17 protein-coding genes are annotated in these 19056 nt (G+C 37.2%); 15 read left to right on the top strand and 2 right to left on the bottom strand.

Annotated features, from left to right (window positions below):
- Nucleotides 1-1079 precede the first annotated feature (1079 nt).
- The 3 genes from RHO14_10615 to RHO14_10605 are packed head-to-tail and all read left to right on the top strand — an operon-like array spanning nucleotide 1080 to nucleotide 5360.
- On the top strand, nucleotides 1080-2939 hold the full coding sequence (locus RHO14_10615; protein WVD70806.1) for a glycoside hydrolase family 3 protein: 1860 nt from the start codon (nucleotides 1080-1082) through the stop codon (nucleotides 2937-2939).
- A gap of 25 nt (nucleotides 2940-2964) precedes the next feature.
- A complete protein-coding gene (locus RHO14_10610; GenBank protein WVD70805.1) occupies nucleotides 2965-4023 on the top strand; it encodes a hypothetical protein in 1059 nt (352 codons plus the stop codon).
- A 14-nt stretch (nucleotides 4024-4037) separates the two neighbouring features.
- Nucleotides 4038-5360, top strand: a complete 1323-nt coding sequence (locus RHO14_10605) for a DUF1343 domain-containing protein (protein ID WVD70804.1) — start codon at nucleotides 4038-4040, stop codon at nucleotides 5358-5360.
- 44 nt (nucleotides 5361-5404) lie between these two features.
- Here the strand turns inward: RHO14_10605 and RHO14_10600 are convergent, their stop codons facing one another.
- Nucleotides 5405-6265, bottom strand: coding sequence for a MurR/RpiR family transcriptional regulator (locus RHO14_10600; GenBank protein WVD70803.1), 861 nt, complete (start codon nucleotides 6263-6265; stop codon nucleotides 5405-5407).
- 261 nt (nucleotides 6266-6526) lie between these two features.
- On the opposite strand from RHO14_10600, the gene murQ reads away from it, so the two are divergent.
- The 6 genes from murQ (at nucleotide 6527) to miaE (ending at nucleotide 12757) form a co-directional block, all read left to right on the top strand.
- Nucleotides 6527-7432: an N-acetylmuramic acid 6-phosphate etherase gene (gene murQ / locus RHO14_10595; protein WVD70802.1), complete on the top strand. Its 906-nt coding sequence runs from the start codon at nucleotides 6527-6529 to the stop codon at nucleotides 7430-7432.
- Nucleotides 7433-7452: 20 nt separating this feature from the next.
- The gene (gene murP, locus RHO14_10590; protein WVD70801.1) at nucleotides 7453-8901 is read left to right on the top strand and encodes a PTS N-acetylmuramic acid transporter subunit IIBC; all 1449 of its coding nucleotides are present in this window, start codon (nucleotides 7453-7455) and stop codon (nucleotides 8899-8901) included.
- A gap of 246 nt (nucleotides 8902-9147) precedes the next feature.
- Nucleotides 9148-10338 carry an amino acid aminotransferase gene (locus RHO14_10585; protein ID WVD70800.1) on the top strand — a complete coding sequence of 397 codons (1191 nt, stop codon included), beginning with the start codon at nucleotides 9148-9150 and terminating at the stop codon, nucleotides 10336-10338.
- A gap of 111 nt (nucleotides 10339-10449) precedes the next feature.
- Nucleotides 10450-10965 carry a hypothetical protein gene (locus RHO14_10580; protein ID WVD70799.1) on the top strand — a complete coding sequence of 172 codons (516 nt, stop codon included), beginning with the start codon at nucleotides 10450-10452 and terminating at the stop codon, nucleotides 10963-10965.
- A gap of 81 nt (nucleotides 10966-11046) precedes the next feature.
- Nucleotides 11047-11967, top strand: a complete 921-nt coding sequence (gene galU, locus RHO14_10575; protein ID WVD70798.1) for a UTP--glucose-1-phosphate uridylyltransferase GalU — start codon at nucleotides 11047-11049, stop codon at nucleotides 11965-11967.
- Between the two features lie 16 nt (nucleotides 11968-11983).
- Nucleotides 11984-12757, top strand: a complete 774-nt coding sequence (miaE, locus tag RHO14_10570; protein ID WVD70797.1) for a tRNA isopentenyl-2-thiomethyl-A-37 hydroxylase MiaE — start codon at nucleotides 11984-11986, stop codon at nucleotides 12755-12757.
- A gap of 50 nt (nucleotides 12758-12807) precedes the next feature.
- Here the strand turns inward: miaE and suhB are convergent, their stop codons facing one another.
- Entirely contained in the window at nucleotides 12808-13611 is an 804-nt protein-coding gene (gene suhB / locus RHO14_10565; GenBank protein WVD70796.1) for an inositol-1-monophosphatase, read from the bottom strand.
- 144 nt (nucleotides 13612-13755) lie between these two features.
- On the opposite strand from suhB, the gene trmJ reads away from it, so the two are divergent.
- From trmJ to ubiE, 6 genes are all read left to right on the top strand, one after another.
- Nucleotides 13756-14481 carry a tRNA (cytosine(32)/uridine(32)-2'-O)-methyltransferase TrmJ gene (trmJ, locus tag RHO14_10560; protein WVD70795.1) on the top strand — a complete coding sequence of 242 codons (726 nt, stop codon included), beginning with the start codon at nucleotides 13756-13758 and terminating at the stop codon, nucleotides 14479-14481.
- 171 nt (nucleotides 14482-14652) lie between these two features.
- Complete coding sequence (gene ribE / locus RHO14_10555) at nucleotides 14653-15123, top strand: 6,7-dimethyl-8-ribityllumazine synthase (protein WVD70794.1); 471 nt, start codon at nucleotides 14653-14655, stop codon at nucleotides 15121-15123.
- A 3-nt stretch (nucleotides 15124-15126) separates the two neighbouring features.
- On the top strand, nucleotides 15127-15549 hold the full coding sequence (gene nusB, locus RHO14_10550) for a transcription antitermination factor NusB (GenBank protein WVD70793.1): 423 nt from the start codon (nucleotides 15127-15129) through the stop codon (nucleotides 15547-15549).
- A gap of 14 nt (nucleotides 15550-15563) precedes the next feature.
- Nucleotides 15564-17108, top strand: a complete 1545-nt coding sequence (locus tag RHO14_10545) for a TrmH family RNA methyltransferase (protein WVD70792.1) — start codon at nucleotides 15564-15566, stop codon at nucleotides 17106-17108.
- 144 nt (nucleotides 17109-17252) lie between these two features.
- Nucleotides 17253-18197, top strand: a complete 945-nt coding sequence (nadR, locus tag RHO14_10540; protein ID WVD70791.1) for a multifunctional transcriptional regulator/nicotinamide-nucleotide adenylyltransferase/ribosylnicotinamide kinase NadR — start codon at nucleotides 17253-17255, stop codon at nucleotides 18195-18197.
- Between the two features lie 75 nt (nucleotides 18198-18272).
- On the top strand, nucleotides 18273-19052 hold the full coding sequence (gene ubiE, locus RHO14_10535) for a bifunctional demethylmenaquinone methyltransferase/2-methoxy-6-polyprenyl-1,4-benzoquinol methylase UbiE (GenBank protein ID WVD70790.1): 780 nt from the start codon (nucleotides 18273-18275) through the stop codon (nucleotides 19050-19052).
- Nucleotides 19053-19056: the final 4 nt, after the last annotated feature.

Below are 19056 nucleotides of genomic sequence, written 5' to 3'. Positions count from 1 at the left end.
TACTCAATTAACGAACTTACTATTTATCCACTCGCTAGTGAATATCGCGCGTATTTTTATATTAAAAACCATCCCTACGATAACTTTTGAATGAAGTTTTAGTCGGTGATTATTAATGAGTTTAGTATTTTTTCAGTTTGATTGACTTATTATGCCCTACGCATTCTGCGTAAGAAAACGGGGGAGGCCGAGGGGCTGCGTTCACAGCCCCTCGGTTCGCCTAGCTAGCAAAGTTAACATATTTTGCCATAGCCTAAAAAGGCGAAACAATTCACCGCTCTTAAAATAGTTGTATAATGCTATTTTCATCAGATAAAGCCAGCAGTTGCTACTCAATTAACGTACTTACTATTTATTCACTCGCTAGTGAATATCGCGCGTATTTTTATATTAAAAACAACCACTACGATAACTTTTGAACGAAGTTTTAACGAGTATTAATTCAGTGTTTGCTAGGTCAAGTTGTTGAACTTAGCTTTTCCGCATTTGTATGATGTCGACGACTGATTGTAAGCCGTGCATTTGTCATGGATGACAAATGAGGCGCAGCTTCATCGGGAATGAATCTGCGTCGACACGTTAAGCTTGCAAGAAGAAGGAGTGTAGCCGCATGCGGCCATCATACCCATGCGGATGCGGGGGAAGCTAAGGGGGCCGCAAAGCCCCCTTGCTCGGGCATGATAACTGTTGCCTAACTATTCACCGCATTTTTAATGCCCGAAAAAGCTAAACAAACTAACCCTCATTTATAATAAAAACACCTACTACGATAACTTTTGAACGAAATTAAAAAAACTTAAACCTTACAAAAATATCGTGTATAAAAGAATAATCAATGCTCTTTAACGGATCTTAGACAACGGATAAAAAAATTAAGGTAAATTGCAATAACTAGCATTAAATAAAATTAAACAATAACTTAATATTTATTTATTAATTTTTTATTAATTTTTATTTTTATTTTAAGAATTAATTATTCCTAATTATATAAAAATGAGAGCAGCGTCACAGCATAATATTAAAAAAGAACTTATTATGCTAAAAAAAATAAGTTAGCTAATTGAATATAAGGATTTGCAATGAAAAAATTACTCCTCCTATTAATGGCATTATCAAGCGCTTCCTACGCTGCGGTTATCAGCAATGACGAATTAAAACAATATCAGCAGTCACCCGAAATATCAGCAAAACAGATCGTCAGTGAGATGAGTTTTGAAGAAAAGATTGGCCAAATGTTAATGTTTGATTTTCGTAAGTGGGACGTTGATGAGCTACAAAATAAAAAATTGGTTATCGACCCTAATCCCGAAATTAATAATATTATCAAGCAGTACCATCTTGGCTCGGTAATTTTATTTCGGGAAAACTTAGTTAATGTTGAGCAAATGGTCAAGTTGATTGCCAGCTTACAGCAAGCGCGTACTAACTTACCGCTTTTTATTAGTACCGATCAAGAGGGCGGATATGTTACTCGGTTACAGCAAGGAACCGAAATGCCCGGTAACATGGCTTTAGGTGCAACGCGCTCTCCGACTTTAGCCAGTATCTCGGCAATGGTGCATGGTTATGAATTATCTAATTTAGGGTTTAATTTTAATTTTGGGCCTGTTGTTGATATTAATAATAATCAAAATAATCCGGTTATTGGTGTGCGCTCTTATTCAGATAATCCGCAATTAGTTACCGACCTCGCTCGCAGTTATATTAGCGGCATCCATCAATATGGCATTATGACCTCGTTAAAACATTTTCCTGGCCATGGCAACGTCGCAACCGATACTCATTTTGCTTTACCAACAATCAATATTGATGAGCAAACATGGCGAAATTTTGAATTATCGCCTTTTGTTGCATTGATGGATGATGCTGACGCGATTATGACGGCGCACGTGGTTGTACCTGCTTTAGACAATAATATGTTAACGACAAAAGATAATAGCATGATGGGCACACCAGCAACATTATCGCGCAAGATCTTAACAGATATTTTACGTGATGAATTAAGTTATCAAGGATTGATTATTACTGATGCGATGGATATGGGGGCAATTGCCAGTAATTTTGATAAAAATTGGTCAATTAAACAAGCGATCCTTGCGGGTAATGACATCATTTTAATGCCGTTAGCGATTGAAAATAAAGACGATATACAAAAAATCGATAGTTTGTATCAATACTTAAAACAAGAAGCGGCAAATGATCCCCTCTTAATGAAGCATATTAATGATTCAACAACGCGCATTGTGAAAACCAAATTAGCAAAAAAATTGCAGGTGAATGAGATTGATATCATGGTGGCGAAAAATGTTGTTGCCTCACCATTAAATAAAGATATTGAAAATCAAATTGCTGAAGCATCGATTACTTTAATCAAAAATAATGCGATCTTACCGTATCAGTTAAAGGCAGATAATCGCGTGGTGATTTTTTCTGACGAATTACCGCGTAATGAGCTTATCCGTAAGCAGTTGCAAGAAATCAGTGATATTTATTCGGTTAATATCGATATTACGGATCATGTGGTTAAAATGATGGCCAATACCATTGATAAATCGGCGTTAACCAAGCAAATAGCGGGTCAAGATTTAGTGCTGCTCACAACTTATAACTTAACAAATAATCCATATAATGCCCAAGCAATTATTGACGTTGCAAAAGAGCAAAATGTACCACTTGTCGTTATTTCAAGTCGCAACCCATACGATATTGCTTATTTAGATCATGTTGATGCAAATATTGCGATTTATGGCATTACGGGTTTTGATGTAACTAATAATGTGAGAAATAGCCTAGAAACTAACATCCGTAGTGGTATTCGAACACTGTTTGAATCATCAGGGCATATTTTAAATTATCCTCATGGCAAGCTACCTGTTGATATTAAATCAGCTGATTTACAGCAAATTATTTACCCTTATGGGCATGGGTTAACCTATTAATAACAATAATAAGGATTAAAATAAGATGAAAAAATATATTTCCTTAGCGTTAGTATCATTAATCTCTTTTAATATCTCGGTAGCTTATGCAGATGAAAGTAGCGATGAAAGTATCTCTGCATCTTATGAAGCGGAAATTATCAAACTAAATCAAAAAATTAGTGAATTACAAAAAAAGCCTGACTCTAAATGGCATGTCGATACTTATATCGGTTCAGAGCAAGAACGCGATCATTATAATAATTGGGACTTGCAGTTGGGTAGCATTAATACTTCTCCTTACGCTGGTGCCTTTATTTATCAAGATAATTCGTCGTGGTTATATGATCTTCAATTTTTAAAAACCTATGTCGACCGTAATCATGCCTACGATCGAACTCGATTTCAGTTTGGTGTTACCCGTTCATTTCCATTTAAGCTGGCCGATAAAGATGCTGCGTTTAAACTGCGTTTAGGTTACCGTAATGATAATTGGTTTTATGCTCGAAAAATTTCAGCGACAGAATTGACTCGTAACGCTGAAGAGCGTCATGAGTATTGGGTTAAACCGTCATTTTCGTATAAATATTCTGATAATCTCAGTTTTCTAGCGAGCTTTTCATTTCGTTTTCTTGATCGCAGACTTGCTTACGAACAACAAAATAAACCTAATGTATCTAAAAGCGATTGGGGGCATATTAATGAGCACTTTGCTGGTGGTACTTATCGATTTAATGCCAAGAATGCCTTAACGGTTTACTATTTAAATATTAATGAAAAGCTAGTAAACACGTTATACAATAAAGAGCATTTTTTATGGGCAATGTATAACTATAAATTTGATAATGGTTTTAGGGTGATACCGTATACTCGTTATTCATTAAAACATGGTGAACAAAGCTTCCGCAATACTAATAATATTCAAACAAAATTTAAAGAAAAAGATCGTAGCCGCTATGGATTCCAAACTATTTATCCATTTACCAAACAAACTTCACTATTTACTGATTTTTATTATCGACCGGAACAAACATGGGAAACAGGTCAAAAAAAGGTAAAAAACCACTTCACTTTTATGGCATTAGAACTTCGACATAATTTTTAGTAGGGAGAATATTAATGAGGTATTCACTAATAAAATGGATCACATTAATTGCTATTTTTATCACTTGCTCATTTACGTCAGTGGCGGCAACACCTAACTTTAAGCTAGGTGTTGATCGCGATGATGTGTATGGCCCATTATTAAAAGGTAAGCGCATTGCCTTAATGGTTAACCAAAGTTCCCTTACGTCTGATGGCGTGCATACGATTGATAAGCTACTTGCGCAGCAAGAAAAATACGGCTTCAAGGTTGTTAAGCTCTTTTCGGTTGAGCACGGCTTAAGAGGGAAAGAAGAGGCTGGATTTGGTGACAATAATAGTATTGATGCAAAAACTGGATTAACCGTTATTTCACTTTATGGCCGCGATAGTGATGGCCGAGAGCGCGCTAATCCGACCGCGCAGCAGTTAGACGATATTGATTTAGTGATCTACGATTTACAAGATGTCGGCGTACGTTATTTTACCTACACTGTATCTATGCATTATTTATTAGAAAGTCTACAAAAATATCAAAAACAGTTTATGGTTTTTGATAGGCCAAATCCTGTTGGCCAATATGTGTATGGGCCGATATTAAAAGAGCCTTATATGTCAGGAATTGGTATTGATCCCGTGCCGATGGTACATGGCTTAACGTCGGGCGAATTTGCTAACATGATGGTTCAAGAGGGATGGTTGACTAATTTTGATCACCGAAGCTGGAGCGCTCATCATCAGCAAAAATATCAATTTCCGATTGATAATTTATTTATCATTCCAATGGCTAACTATCAACATGATATGCCATATTCATTGCCAGTGCCGCCGTCGCCAAGTTTAAAAACAGACTTATCGGTTGCGCTATATCCCTCTTTAGGTTTTTTTGAAGCAACCAGTGTTAATACTGGGCGCGGTAGCGATCATCCTTTTGAACAAATAGGTTTTAGTGATAAACGGTTTTATATGAATACGCATTATAACGTGAGTGATGCGATAGCTAAAGGCGGCTGGCCGCAAGCGGGAAAAACCGTATATGGCGAACGGATTTTACAGCCGGTTAAGCCAACGGTTGGCTATTTAGTTGATTGGTGGTTTAAGTTTAAACAAAATGGTTACCAACTTGCCGCAAGCGAGGGGGAAGAAAAGGATTACCTTTTAAACCAACAACGTTATTTTGTCAGCCGTCCTCTTTGGTTAGCTAAAGTTGCTGGTGATAACCAACTATTACAGCAGCTATTGTTGGCAACTAAACAAGGTTTAAATAAAGAGCAAACCATTGAAATGATAGAGCAAAGCTGGCAAGCTGAGCTTAATAATTATCATCAACTACGTGAAAAATACCGTTTATACCCATAATCTGCATTCGCCTTATTAAATAATTAACTTAATAAGGCGCTTTATTACTTATCTTGCAGCTGCTTAATCATATTGGCACTGTTTTTAATGCTTTTTTCGGCGTCTTCACCAATTAATTTTATTACTCCCATAAAAATAAGATCGCTAATGGTATTTTGTGCCGTTCGAGATGAAATTGATGAGCTACGGCTATGCACTTCATCGGCGACGGTATCAAGAATATGATCAGCAATTTTACGCAGTGGGCTTTGTTGTAATGAGGTTATGGCATAAACTGGCACACCATTATTTTTGGCAGTTTGCGCTGATAAACAAATCTCTTTATGTTTGCCGGTATAAGATATTGCAATTAGTAAATCACTTTTTTTAAGCGATTGCACAATTGCAAGTTGAATATGGGTATCAGCCTCGGCGGTAACGGCTAAGCCGAGTTTTTGTAATTTATAAGCCAAATCTTTTGCGGTAAGGGCTGAATTGCCAATACCGATTATTTGTATCCGCTGTGCTTTAACCATTTTATGGATAAGCTTATTTAGCACCTGAAAATTAACACTTGCGGTGGTTTGTATTAAAGCTTGTTGTTTTTCAAGTAGCAATTTTTCAGCTACGACTTCATAGGAGTCAGATCGCTCTATTTGGTTATGTAAAAGTCGCTCTTGCGTGTCATTGATGGTAATACGAGCTCTATCTGATGCGAGTTGTAACTTAAATTGTGTGAAACCATCAAAGCCTAAAGATTGAATAAACTTAATTATGCTTGATTGGCTTACGCCAATTTTTTGCGCTAAAATTTGTGACGATAACTCGGTGATCATCTCTTTATGCAGCAAAATATACTGGGCAATTTTTTTTTGGCCAGTTGAAAAATTTTCGATATTTATTTTTAAGTTTTCAATAATATTCACACTACACTCCATATATTGATGCTTACTGACTCTTTTATGCAGCAACAACAAACGCTTAACATGTATATTGCATAACAAGTCAAAAATCATACCTGACATTAAAACGACTGACAACCGATCATTCCATGATTGTATTGGTGATTATTATTGTGGCGCACGTAATAATTTGATCAACTTCACATAATAATAGATAAATTATTTCTTTTTATAAAAATAAAAGGAATAATATATTCCTTAATTTTGACTAAAAAGTGAGATAACATGAAAAATCATATTGATTTAACTACCATGGTAACCGAAAGCCGTAATCCTTATAGTGAGCAGATTGATAATTTATCTACCTTTGATATGTTAAAAGTGATTAATGATGAAGATAAAAAAGTTGCTGTTGCGGTAGAAAATGAACTTGCACATATTGCGCTCGCGGTAGATGCAATAAGTCAGGCATTTATGCAAGGCGGCCGATTAATTTATAGCGGGGCTGGCACATCAGGGCGTTTAGGTATATTAGATGCAAGTGAATGCCCGCCAACTTATGGCACTAAAGCCGAAATGGTTGTAGGCCTTATTGCAGGTGGGCATACGGCCATTTTCAAAGCGGTTGAAAACGCTGAAGATAATGTGCAACTGGGCATTGATGATTTAAAAGCGATCGAATTTAATCAGCGTGATATTTTAGTTGGTATTGCCGCAAGTGGTAGAACGCCCTACGTTATTGGCGGGCTCGACTACGCCAATCAACTTGGCGCAACCACCGTATCAGTGAGTTGTAATCCAAATAGCCCAATTGCTAAATTAGCCAAAATAGCAATCACCCCAATTGTTGGGCCTGAAGTGGTGACGGGATCATCGCGAATGAAAGCGGGCACTGCTCAAAAACTGGTATTAAATATGCTAACAACCGGTTCGATGATAAAAATTGGTAAAGTCTATGGCAACTTGATGGTTGATGTTGAAGCCACCAACAAAAAATTGATTGAACGACAAGTTAATATTGTGATGCAAGCGACAAGCTGTTCACGAGAGCAAGCTGAGCAGGCTTTATCCCAGTGTAATAGGCACTGTAAAACCGCAATTGTTATGATTTTGGCTGATCTTAATGCTAATGATGCCAAATCGTTATTAGCCCAAAATAATGGCTTTATTCGGTTAGCGATTAATTCATAACGCGTTTATACGGAGTCAATATGTCAAAAATCAACCAAGAAATGATTAATAAGATTATCGTTGCTGTTGGCGGCAGTAACAATATTGCGCGTAATGGTAACTGTATGACGCGTTTACGGCTAGGATTACATGATCGCCACTTAGCCGATCATAGTAAACTTAAGCAAATTGATGGTGTGATGGGTGTGATTGATGGTGATGATCAGCTGCAAATTATTTTAGGGCCAGGTAAAGCGCAAAAAGCGCAAGAGCTCATGGCAATAGCGCTACAAACTAATGATGGTTTAGTCGATGAGCAATCACCACAATCTTTAGATGAGGTAGCTAAAGCGCAAAAAAGCCAATTAAAATCGAAACAAAATAGCCTCATCCAAGGTTTTTTTGCTAAGTTTGCAACGATCTTCACGCCGCTCATTCCCGGTTTTATTGCCGCTGGCTTATTGCTGGGCATTGCAACGGTACTTGAGCAAAATTTTGTTATCGGTGTTAAAGAACATAGCAGTTTTTTAGTTGATAGTATTAATTATACTAAAGTTTTTAGTAAGGGATTATTTACTTTTTTAGGTATTTTAGTTGGCTATAATGCGCAGCAAGCTTTTGGGGGTACCGGGGTTAATGGCGCTATTTTAGCCTCACTTTTTGTATTGACTTACAATAGCACGGGCACTGTTGGTTATTATTCTGGCATGCACGACTTTTTCGGTTTTGCAATTGATGCTCGCGGTAATATTATTGGTATATTAATTGCGACGATTTTAGGGGCCAAAGTTGAGCGGTTTATTCGCCGCTTTGTGCCTGACAACTTCGATATGTTACTTACTTCAACTATCACTTTATTAATTATGGGGGCGGTAACGTATTTAGCCATTATGCCAATGGGCGCTTATTTATTTGATGGGATGTCATTTTTATTTAAGCACTTAAATAGCAATCCAATTGGCGCTGCGATCTTAGCTGGTTTATTTTTAATTGCCGTTATGTTTGGTATTCATCAAGGCTTTGTCCCTGTTTATATCGCGTTAGTTGCCGATCAAGGATTTAACTCATTATTCCCAATCCTTGCCATGGCGGGCGGCGGTCAAGTTGGCGCAGCAATAGCACTGTTTATTCGTTCACCAAAGGGCAGTTTATTACGTAAACAAATTAGTGGCGCGATTATACCCGGCTTTTTAGGTATTGGTGAGCCGCTAATTTATGGCGTAACGTTACCGCGCATTAAGCCATTTATTACCGCTTGTATTGGCGGCGCGGCAGGGGGCTTTTTTATTGGGTTAGTTGCGATGCTAGGATTACCGATGGGATTAAATTCCGTTTTTGGTCCATCGGGTGTGATTGCGATCCCTTTTATGACCTCTCATGATGGCGCTTTACCTGCTATGTTAGTTTACTTGGTTGGTTTGGCTATTACCTATGTTGCAGGCTTTATTATTACTTACTTTTTTGGTAGTAAAAACGTTGATCTAAGGTAGTTTTTCTCTCATTTTTTCATCTTTATTTGGCACCATATGAAAGTAAATATGGTGCCGTTTTTTATCGGTTTTTTTCGCTAATTGAATAATGACAATATTAAAAATTTATTTTTAATTATTAGGTGAATCGTGATTTTGACGCTATCAATAAAAATATCTAGTGATAAATATTGATTGGTTAAAAGGTTGGTGTAATAATCAGATGACAGTTTTAATTCTTTCTCTAATTATAAAAAAGGCACCATTATGTTTGAAAAAGTCGAACCCTATGCAGGCGATCCCATCTTATCTTTAGTCGCTGATTTTAATAATGACAATCGAGACAAGAAAGTTAATTTAAGTATTGGTTATTATTATGATGAGCAAGGCATCGTTCCTAAATTAAATAGCGTAAAACAGGCAACGGATCACCTTTATAAAACTAATCAAAGTGCATCACTTTATTTGCCTATGAGTGGATTACCTTCTTATTGCTCGGCTATTCAAACGCTACTTTTTGGCGCAGATAATTCATCGGTTACCGCGGGTCGAATTACTACGATCCAAACTTTAGGTGGCTCTGGCGCATTGAAAGTGGGCGCTGATTTTTTATTTCGTTATTTTCCTAGCTCACAAGTTTGGGTAAGCGATCCAACTTGGGATAACCATGTTGCGATATTTAATGGTGCTGGTTTTAAGGTAAATCGTTACCCTTACTTTGATGCAAAAACCGGCGGCGTTAACTTTGATGGCATGATGCAAACGATTAGCCAATTACCGGCAAAAAGTATTGTACTTTTACACCCTTGCTGTCACAACCCAACGGGCGCAGATTTAACTAATGCCCAGTGGGATAAAGTGATTAGCGTATTAAAAGAAAAAGATCTTATTCCATTTATGGATATTGCCTATCAAGGATTTGGCAAAAGTATTGATGATGATGCTTATGCAATTAGGGCACTCGCCGCTTCTGGGTTATGCGGCCTTGTTGGTAACTCTTTTTCTAAAACATTTTCGCTATATGGTGAACGTGTTGGCGGTTTATCAGTGCTTTGTGAAGATAAGCAAGCGGCAGCAAGAGTGCTGGGTCAATTACAATTTACCGTAAGACGTAATTACTCAAGCCCTGCTAATACTGGCGCTCAAATTGTTTCTTATGTGCTAAACCAACCCGAACTAAAGGCGCTTTGGGTTAGCGAAGTTAATGCGATGCGAGATCGTATTAAGCAGATGAGATCAACTCTCTTCAATACATTGAAAGAGTCAGTGCCCGATCGTGATTTTAGTTTTTTAACCGAGCAACAAGGTATGTTTAGCTATACCGGTTTTAGTAAAGAACAAGTTGAAAGGCTAAAAACAGAGTTCGGAGTTTATCTTATTGGCAGTGGTCGGATGTGCGTTGCCGGGCTAAGTAATAATAATGTTTACCAAGTTGCTAAGGCTTTCGCTGCATTATAAATTTTTAGCGGTAGTTAATAAACGATAATTAAACCATAGCGAGGGTTTTAGCAATAACGTGCTTGCTTACGTTTATGCAATTATATTTTATGATAGGCGGATTGTTCTGACATGAAAAAAAATCTCTTATTATTAACGCTACTATTAATGTTGTTAAATGGGTGTCATTCACTTAATTTTCAGGATAAGCCTAAAATTATACAAGATTGTAATTATCAGTTAATGTACGGTATCGAGTTTGTATTTGCGCCACTAACTGATAATCAATTGAAGAAAGGATATGTTGATGTTTATGTGGCTCAAAGTAAAGATAGTGCAACATTGCCAGCTAATTATCAAGGCGTAAAAGGAAAGTTAACAAGCCTTATTATTGAGCGTAACTATCCTAAAAATGCGATTAAAGGGGACCGATTAAACCCACTAAAAGATGGCTTACTCAATGATAGTTATAATGATTTTTATCTAAGTAAAGAGCAGCGCGAAATACGTGAGCGTAGCGCTAAGTTTATTTTTCAACAAGCGGTTTTAGAGAACTGCCAAGTTGTTTATATTGCAGTTGATTCATTAGCACAAAATCCTAATGATCCCTTTCTAATCGAGGATAGCGCTTTAAAAATTGTGCGCTAAAGTGTCAGCAAGGTAGTATCACTATTGTGATAAAATCAACTATAATAAGCGAATTATTTTATATTATAAAAAGGATTAATGATGTTCTCAAATTTTGAACCCTCAGTAAAAGGTAAAGTGACTAAAGCCGTTATTCCCGTTGCAGGGCTTGGTACTCGAATGTTACCAGCCACTAAGGCTATTCCTAAAGAGATGCTGCCGGTTGTTGATAAGCCGCTAATTCAATATGTGGTAAAAGAGTGCATTGCAGCTGGGATCACTGAAATTATTTTTGTTACTCATTCATCAAAAAATTCAATTGAAAATCATTTTGATACAAGCTTTGAATTAGAGGCAATGTTAGAAGCGCGTGTAAAGCGTCAATTGTTGCTAGAAGTACAATCTATTTTACCTAAACACGTTACGATAACAAGCGTAAGACAAGGGCTTGCAAAGGGGCTAGGGCACGCGGTGCTATGTGCTTACCCGTTAGTTGGTAATGAACCTTTTGCCGTTGTACTACCTGATGTGATTATTGATGAATATGAAAGCGACTTAGCAAAAGATAACCTTAAAGCGATGATCGATAATTATCATGAAACTAAGCGTAGTCAAATTATGGTTGAGCCAGTGCCACAAGAACTTGTTTCATCATATGGTATTGTCGATTGTCACGGTGAAGCATTACTTGCAGGTAATACTGTGCAGATGTATGGCGTTGTCGAAAAACCTTCACAAGAAGATACACCGTCTAATCAATCTATTGTCGGACGTTATGTTTTATCAGAAAATATTTGGCCGCTACTTGCTAAAACGCCAGCCGGAGCCGGTGATGAGATTCAATTAACGGATGCAATTGGTATGTTACTTGAAAATGAGCCGATTGATGCCTATTGTATCAAAGGCTGTAGTCATGACTGTGGTAATAAATTTGGTTATGTGCAAACTTTTGTAAAATATGCTATGCGACATAAATCGCTTGGCCAAGATGTGACTAAATGGTTAAAAGGCCTAAAATTCTAATTTGTTGGTCTAACTTATGAATTTATCTGCCTATCAATCACTGCTTGATCCAATTGAAGCATTTTTGCAATGTCAAACGCCTTTAGCATGGATAAATGAAGCGAAAAAAACGGAAAATTTATCCATCTTATTAATTGATCATATGATATGCGAACTAAAAGCGGCGCAAACTGCCGCTTGGCTAGTTCGCAAGTATGCGGTTGATAAGGCGAGCGGCGATGCTCTATTGGGGTGGTTACAACCTTATGAAAATTTAATCTACCGCCAAGAAGGAAATTTAGATCAATTAGTTGACAGTCATCATGATATTTCTAAAAAACTCGTACTGCGTTCAAATTGTGCTTATGGTGAAGAGTTAGTTGATAAAATGATCATGCTAATTAAAGAAGAACTACATCATTTTTACCAAGTATTAGATATTATGAATCAACGTTATATTGACTATAAAAATATGACAGCAGGTCGTTATGCAAAGACGTTAATGCAGCAAGTAAGAACCCATGAACCGGCTACATTAGTTGATAAATTAATATGTGGCGCCTATATTGAGGCAAGATCGTGCGAGCGATTTGCTAAATTAGCCCCTTATGTTGATGATGAGCTAGCCCGTTTTTATGTCTCTTTATTACGCTCTGAGGCAAGGCATTATCAAGATTATCTTAAATTAGCACAGCAAATTAGTCATCATGATATTGATGATAGAGTGAAATTGATTGGTCAAGTGGAAGCGGCATTAATTTGCCAAGAAGATAGTGAGTTTCGTTTTCATAGCGGTGTGCCATTAATGTAAAAAAACCCGCAATGCGGGCTTTTTATTATGCTATTTTTTAATGCTATTAACTAACATTTTAGGCGATCAGGCCAATCATTTGATGTCAGTGTAATAAAATCTTTAACAACTTTAGGGCTACCTGCAACCACGTTGCCTGATACCATATAGTTATTACCACCAGCAAAATCAGTTACAATTCCGCCTGCTTCACGTAAAATTAGCTCACCTGCCGCGATATCCCAAGGTTTTAAACCAATTTCAAAAAAGCCATCAAATCGACCTGCCGCAATATAAGCTAAATCTAAAGCAGCCGAGCCAGTACGGCGAAAATCAGCGCACTTAGTAAATAGTTTTTGTAGCACACTAAAATAACAATCACTGTATTGTTTTTGTTTATAAGGCAAGGCAACCGCTAAGATAGTACTTTCTAAATCTTTAACATTATTTACCCGAATACGGTAGCCATTAAGCTGGGCGCCTTGGCCTCGACTTGCGGTAAATAACTCATTTGCCATTGGATTGTAAACGACAGCAGCTTCTGTTTTACCTTTGATACGTACAGCAATTGAAACGCTGCAGTGAGGAATACCTTTAATAAAGTTGGTAGTACCATCAATTGGATCAATTATCCATTGTACGTCGTTATCTCGCCCTTTAGTTAGGCCACTTTCTTCGGCAATAATCGTATGATCTGGGTAGACTTTTTTTATCGTTTCAATAATCAGCGACTCAGCTGCTCTATCTACATTAGTTGCAAAATCATTTTCGCCTTTGGCGTCAATGTTTACTGAAGCAGGGTTTTCATAAGATTTAATAATGACATTGCCAGCCTTACGGGCAGCACGAATAGCAATATTTAGCATCGGATGCATAATGTTTTTTCCAATTGATGTTAAAGAACAGAAAACGAATACTCGATTAAATCGGGTAATATTTTGCGGCACAGTATAACAGTATTTTAGGCTTTTTCTAGTTTATGTTAGAATGTCGACAAAATTTTTTACTGGATATAGCAAATGTCTTTACTTGATAACATTAAAATTGTGTTAATTGAAACCTCCCATACGGGTAACATGGGATCGGCTGCAAGGGCCATGAAAACGATGGGGTTATCTAAGCTATGCTTAGTAAATCCGATTGTAAAACCCGATTCACAATCGATTTCATTGGCAGCGGGCGCAAGTGATATTGTTAAGCAAGCTCAAATTGTTAACTCAATGCAAGAAGCGATTGCTGATTGCCAATTAGTTATTGGTACAAGTGCTAGGTCACGTCATTTACAATGGCCTCATTTAGAGTCTTTTCAAAGTGGAGATAAAATCATTGCTGAGGCTTTGTTGGGGCACAAAATTGCCTTAGTTTTTGGCCGTGAACGCGTAGGGCTTACAAATGAAGAGCTACAAAAGTGCCATTATCATGTTTCGATCCCCGCTAATGAAAAATATAGTTCGCTTAATTTAGCGATGTCGGTGCAGGTGCTTTGTTATGAAATTAGAATGGCAATGCTAAGGCTTAATGAACAACCACCGGTAGAAAATGAATCAATCGATTATCCTAAGGATCAAGATCTTGAGCGTTTTTATCATCATTTAGAGCAAACTTTGTTACAAACTGGTTTTATCAATCCAAATCATCCAGGCCAAATTATGGGGCGATTAAGACGCTTATTTACTAGGGCGCGCGTTGAGCAGCAAGAGCTTAATATATTACGTGGCGTATTGACCTCAATTGAAAAAAAATAAGATGATGAGCTAACAAACAGTAAGTTATTATCTTAATATCTCGTTAAATGTGTCTGCTTTTATATCAGACTATTTTAAATAAAATCAACATAGCGAAAATTCGAATCTGTGCTAAAATTACCGCATTATTAAAGGGCTAAGCAAAATCTAGCTAGATTCAAAGGAACTATTATGCAAACTATCGAAGGCCAAGTCGCAGCACCTAAAGCCAAAGTTGCCATTATTGTGGCACGTTTTAACCATTTTATTAATGACAGCTTAGTTGAAGGTGCTATTGATGCCTTAAAACGCGTTGGTCAAGTTGATGATAAAAATATCACCGTTATTAAAGTCCCAGGTGCTTATGAAATTCCTTTGGCGGCTAAAGTTGCAGCGCAAAGCAAAAAATATGATGCAATTGTTGCATTAGGTACTGTCATTCGTGGTAGTACTGCTCATTTTGATTATGTGGCTGGTGAATCAAGTTCTGGTTTATTATCTGTCTCTTTAGAGCATTCAATTCCGGTTGGTTTTGGTATTTTAACCACTGAAAATATTGAACAAGCAATTGAGCGAGCAGGTACTAAGGCTGGAAACAAAGGTGCGGAAGCAGCTTTAACTGTGCTTGAGATGTTAAACACCTTAAAAACAATTAAGGGGTAAGCTGTGAGCTCAACGATAAATCCAAGACGCCGAGCTCGAGAGTGTGCCGTACAAGCTATTTACTCTTGGCAAGTTTCAAAAAACGATCTTTCTGATGTCGAAGTCAGTTTTATGGCAGAACAAGATATGAAAGGTGTTGATAAAAAATATTTCCGTGAGCTATTAAACGGTGTTGCACTTAACACTGTCGAAATAGATAGTAAAATGGAACCCTATTTAAATGAACGCTCTTTAGAAGAACTTGGTCAAATTGAAAGGGCAATTTTGCGTATTGCCGTTTATGAATTATTAAAACGCGAAGATGTACCTTATAAAGTTGTGATAAATGAAGCAATTGATTTGACAAAAACGTTTGGTGCAGAAGATAGCCACAAATTTATTAATGGTGTACTTGATAAAGTCGCACCAACAATCCGAACCCGCTAAATAGTGAGATCCCAATGAGTGATAATGCGTCATCAGATAATAAAGCCAAGCCAACGATTTTTTATGCACAAAAATCGCAGGAAGAAAAACCAAAACGGACGTATGGAAAACGCGATACGGATAAACCAAGATCAAATGATCGTGGAAATTATGGCAAGTTTTCATCAGATAAACCGCGTTCAGACCGAACTCGTACTGATAGCCGCCGCGTAGACGACGGCCGCGCTGAAACGTCTGGCCGTAGCAGTTATGGTAAGCCTTCATCTGATAAACCACGCTCAGACCGACCTCGCACCGACAGCCGCAGAGCAGATGATAGCCGCGTTGAAACGTTTAGTCGTAGCAGCTATGGTAAGCCTGCATCTGATAAACCGCGCTCTGACAGGCCTCGCACCGACAGCCGCAGAGCAGATGATAGCCGCGGTGAAACGTTTAGTCGTAGCAGTTATGGTAAGCCTGCATCTGATAAACCGCGCTCTGACAGGCCTCGCACCGACAGCCGCAGAGCCGATGATAGCCGCGTTGAAACATTTAGTCGCAGTAGTTACGGTAAGCCTGCATCTGATAAACCGCGCTCTGATAGGCCTCGCGCCGATAGCCGCAGAGCCGATGATAGCCGCGTTGAAACGTTTAGTCGTAGCAGTTATGGCAAACCTTCATCTGATAGACCTCGCTCAGACAGACCTCGCTATCAAAACGAGGAAGTTGAGGAAGGTGGATCACCGTGGAAAAACCGTTTTCAAAGCACAGAGCAGTTACCAACCTTTGATACAGAAAGTAAATCAACTGTTGACAACGAACAAATAAAACGCCAACGCAAAGAAGAAACCTTTGTGTATAGTGAAAATAGCTGTAAAGCGGTATTTGATAATCGTCCCGATATGATTGTTAAAGCTTTCTTATTGCAAGAAAAAACCTATGAATTTAAAGCGTTAATTGCCTATTTAGTTGAACATCGATTAGGTTATGATGTGATAACTGATGAGCAAATGACAAAAATAGCTCAAACCCCTCATCATGGTGGTATTTGCTTAATTGTTAAAAAGCGTCAACCACAGCTTACTTTAGATTACTTATCAAAATCAGCACAACTAGAACAAGATTGTGTGCTTGCTATCGATGATATCAATAATCCTCATAATTTAGGGGGCATTGTTAGAACTGCCGCATTTTTTGGGGTAAATGGTTTATTATTACGCCAACTTGATCTATTAGAAAATGGCGCTGCTTTGCGCGTATCAGAAGGCGGGGCTGAAACTATAACTCCGATTAAGGCAGATGATTTATCGGTATCAATCGATCAATTTAAACAACAAGGTTATCAAATTGTTGCTTTATTACCTTGTAAAGTGAATTCAATTAAAGCTGAAACTTTTGCCAAAGCGAAACTAAATGCTAAAGTGGTATTTATCGTTTTCCAACAAATAAATACTCACTTAGCAAATCTTGCCGATAAAATTATTTATTTACCTGGCAGTGAATCGATGTCAGCACTTAATATTTCGGTGCTAACCGGTATTATGTTAGCTAAATGGCAAGAAAAAACGAGTAAAATTTAACCTTTCATTTCGCCCATTAAGAGAGATCATCGAAAATGGGCGAAATAATTAAATCACGATGAATTAAATAGCATCTTTTGAATAGAAAGAAATTACATTTTGGTTACAGTGTATAATCACCAACCACAATAATTTCGATATCCTATGAATATTCACTCAACGAATAAACGTCAAGTTGGCTTAATCTTTGGTAAATTTTATCCACTTCATTGCGGACACATTTATCTCATTGAGAAAGCAGTAAGCCAAGTTGATGAGTTGCATGTTTTTTTAGGCTGTGAACAAGCTCGAGATTTAAGTTTGTTTGAAAATAGTCATATGCCAAGGCAACCACAAGTTAAAGATCGTCTTTATTGGTTACAAGAAACATTTAAAAATCGCCGTAATATTCATATTCATGTTTTAGATGAAGAGAATATCGCCTACTATCCTAATGGTTGGCAAGATTGGAGTGACCGAGTGAACGCCATTTTGCAAAAACACCAAGTCACGCCAACGGTTGTTTTTACCAGTGAATCTCAAGATGCAAAAAATCATCAACTTTACTTTAATTGTGAGGTTAAATTGGTTGATGCAGATAGGCAATTTATAAACATTAGCGCCACGAAAATTCGTAGTGAGCCCTATCAAAATTGGCAATTTATTGCTAAGGCTGCCAAGCCGTTTTTTATTAAACGTATTGCAATTATTGGTGATAAACAATTTGATAAGTTACCAAAACAGCTCGCTAATATTTATAATACGCAGTATGTTTCTAATGGTTATATTAACTATATTCAGCATCAACATTTGCATAATAATAAATTAGTTTTAAATGAATCTGATTATATTCGTATTGCTCTATTACATGCACAGCGACTTGATGAGGCGATGCCGTTAGCAAATCAAATCATATTCACTTCTCTCGATTTTCAAACCTTACATGATTTTTATCGCAAAGCGTTTGAGAAAAGCAGTAAAATTTTACAAAAATTAGAAGATAATTACTATTTCGACCAAGTTATTGATGCGAGCTGTTTTAAGCAAAGTGATTCATCACTCACTGTTTTTGAAAAGGCGGTTGATATGATTAATAAACAGCTAAGCTAATTATCTACACTAAAAATAGTACAGTGCTAGACTCTGTGATAAAATAGCTGAAATTTTGTTATGGTATAGATCATTATGTCAAAAACTCCAGATGGGAAAAACGCTAATAACAATCAAGAAACCATTGATTTTGGTTATGAGCAAGTTCCAACACAAGATAAAGAAAAACGTGTTGCAGATGTATTTAATTCTGTTGCTGATAAATACGATGTCATGAATGATTTAATGTCATTTGGCATTCATCGTATTTGGAAGAAAATAACCATTGAATATAGCGGTGTTAGGCAAGGCCAAACGGTATTAGATTTAGCCGGCGGAACAGGGGATTTAACAGCTAAGTTCTCTAAACTTGTTGGCGATGATGGCTTAGTTGTTCTTGCTGATATAAATCAAGCCATGCTTCGAGTAGGGCGTGATAAATTACGCGATAAAGGGCTATTTAAAAATATTGAATATGTTCAAGCAAACGCTGAAGCACTGCCGTTTGCCGATAATACATTTGATTGTATTACCATCTCATTTGGTTTACGTAATGTGACCAATAAAGATAAAGCGCTGGCTTCTATGTGGCGGGTATTAAAACCAGGTGGACGTCTACTTATTTTAGAATTTTCTAAACCAGAATATAAGTTATTAAGTAAAGCTTATGATCTTTATTCTTTTACTATGTTACCTTTAATTGGCAAATTAGTTGCTAACGATTCTGATAGTTATCGTTATTTGGCTGAGTCAATTCGAATGCATCCTGATCAAATTAAACTTAAACAGATGATGAATGATGTCGGCTTTAGAGACGTTCAATACCATAATATGACGGGCGGCATTGTTGCTTTACATGTTGGCTTTAAATTTTAAATTG

This window comes from Orbaceae bacterium lpD04, from assembly GCA_036251935.1.
Taxonomy (GTDB): domain Bacteria; phylum Pseudomonadota; class Gammaproteobacteria; order Enterobacterales; family Orbaceae; genus Orbus; species Orbus wheelerorum.
Note: the sequence above shows the minus strand (reverse complement) of the source record. Positions and strands in the feature narration are given on the sequence as shown.

Coding starts and splice junctions, on each gene's coding strand:
- ribE (WVD70794.1), top strand. CDS start 14,653: ATGCAAACTATCGAAGGCCAAGTCGCAGCACCTAAAGCCAAAGTTGCC.
- RHO14_10615 (WVD70806.1), top strand. CDS start 1,080: ATGAAAAAATTACTCCTCCTATTAATGGCATTATCAAGCGCTTCCTAC.
- RHO14_10580 (WVD70799.1), top strand. CDS start 10,450: ATGAAAAAAAATCTCTTATTATTAACGCTACTATTAATGTTGTTAAAT.
- ubiE (WVD70790.1), top strand. CDS start 18,273: ATGTCAAAAACTCCAGATGGGAAAAACGCTAATAACAATCAAGAAACC.
- RHO14_10610 (WVD70805.1), top strand. CDS start 2,965: ATGAAAAAATATATTTCCTTAGCGTTAGTATCATTAATCTCTTTTAAT.
- murP (WVD70801.1), top strand. CDS start 7,453: ATGTCAAAAATCAACCAAGAAATGATTAATAAGATTATCGTTGCTGTT.
- murQ (WVD70802.1), top strand. CDS start 6,527: ATGAAAAATCATATTGATTTAACTACCATGGTAACCGAAAGCCGTAAT.
- galU (WVD70798.1), top strand. CDS start 11,047: ATGTTCTCAAATTTTGAACCCTCAGTAAAAGGTAAAGTGACTAAAGCC.
- miaE (WVD70797.1), top strand. CDS start 11,984: ATGAATTTATCTGCCTATCAATCACTGCTTGATCCAATTGAAGCATTT.
- RHO14_10545 (WVD70792.1), top strand. CDS start 15,564: ATGAGTGATAATGCGTCATCAGATAATAAAGCCAAGCCAACGATTTTT.
- RHO14_10585 (WVD70800.1), top strand. CDS start 9,148: ATGTTTGAAAAAGTCGAACCCTATGCAGGCGATCCCATCTTATCTTTA.
- suhB (WVD70796.1), bottom strand. CDS start 13,611: ATGCATCCGATGCTAAATATTGCTATTCGTGCTGCCCGTAAGGCTGGC.
- nadR (WVD70791.1), top strand. CDS start 17,253: ATGAATATTCACTCAACGAATAAACGTCAAGTTGGCTTAATCTTTGGT.
- RHO14_10605 (WVD70804.1), top strand. CDS start 4,038: ATGAGGTATTCACTAATAAAATGGATCACATTAATTGCTATTTTTATC.
- trmJ (WVD70795.1), top strand. CDS start 13,756: ATGTCTTTACTTGATAACATTAAAATTGTGTTAATTGAAACCTCCCAT.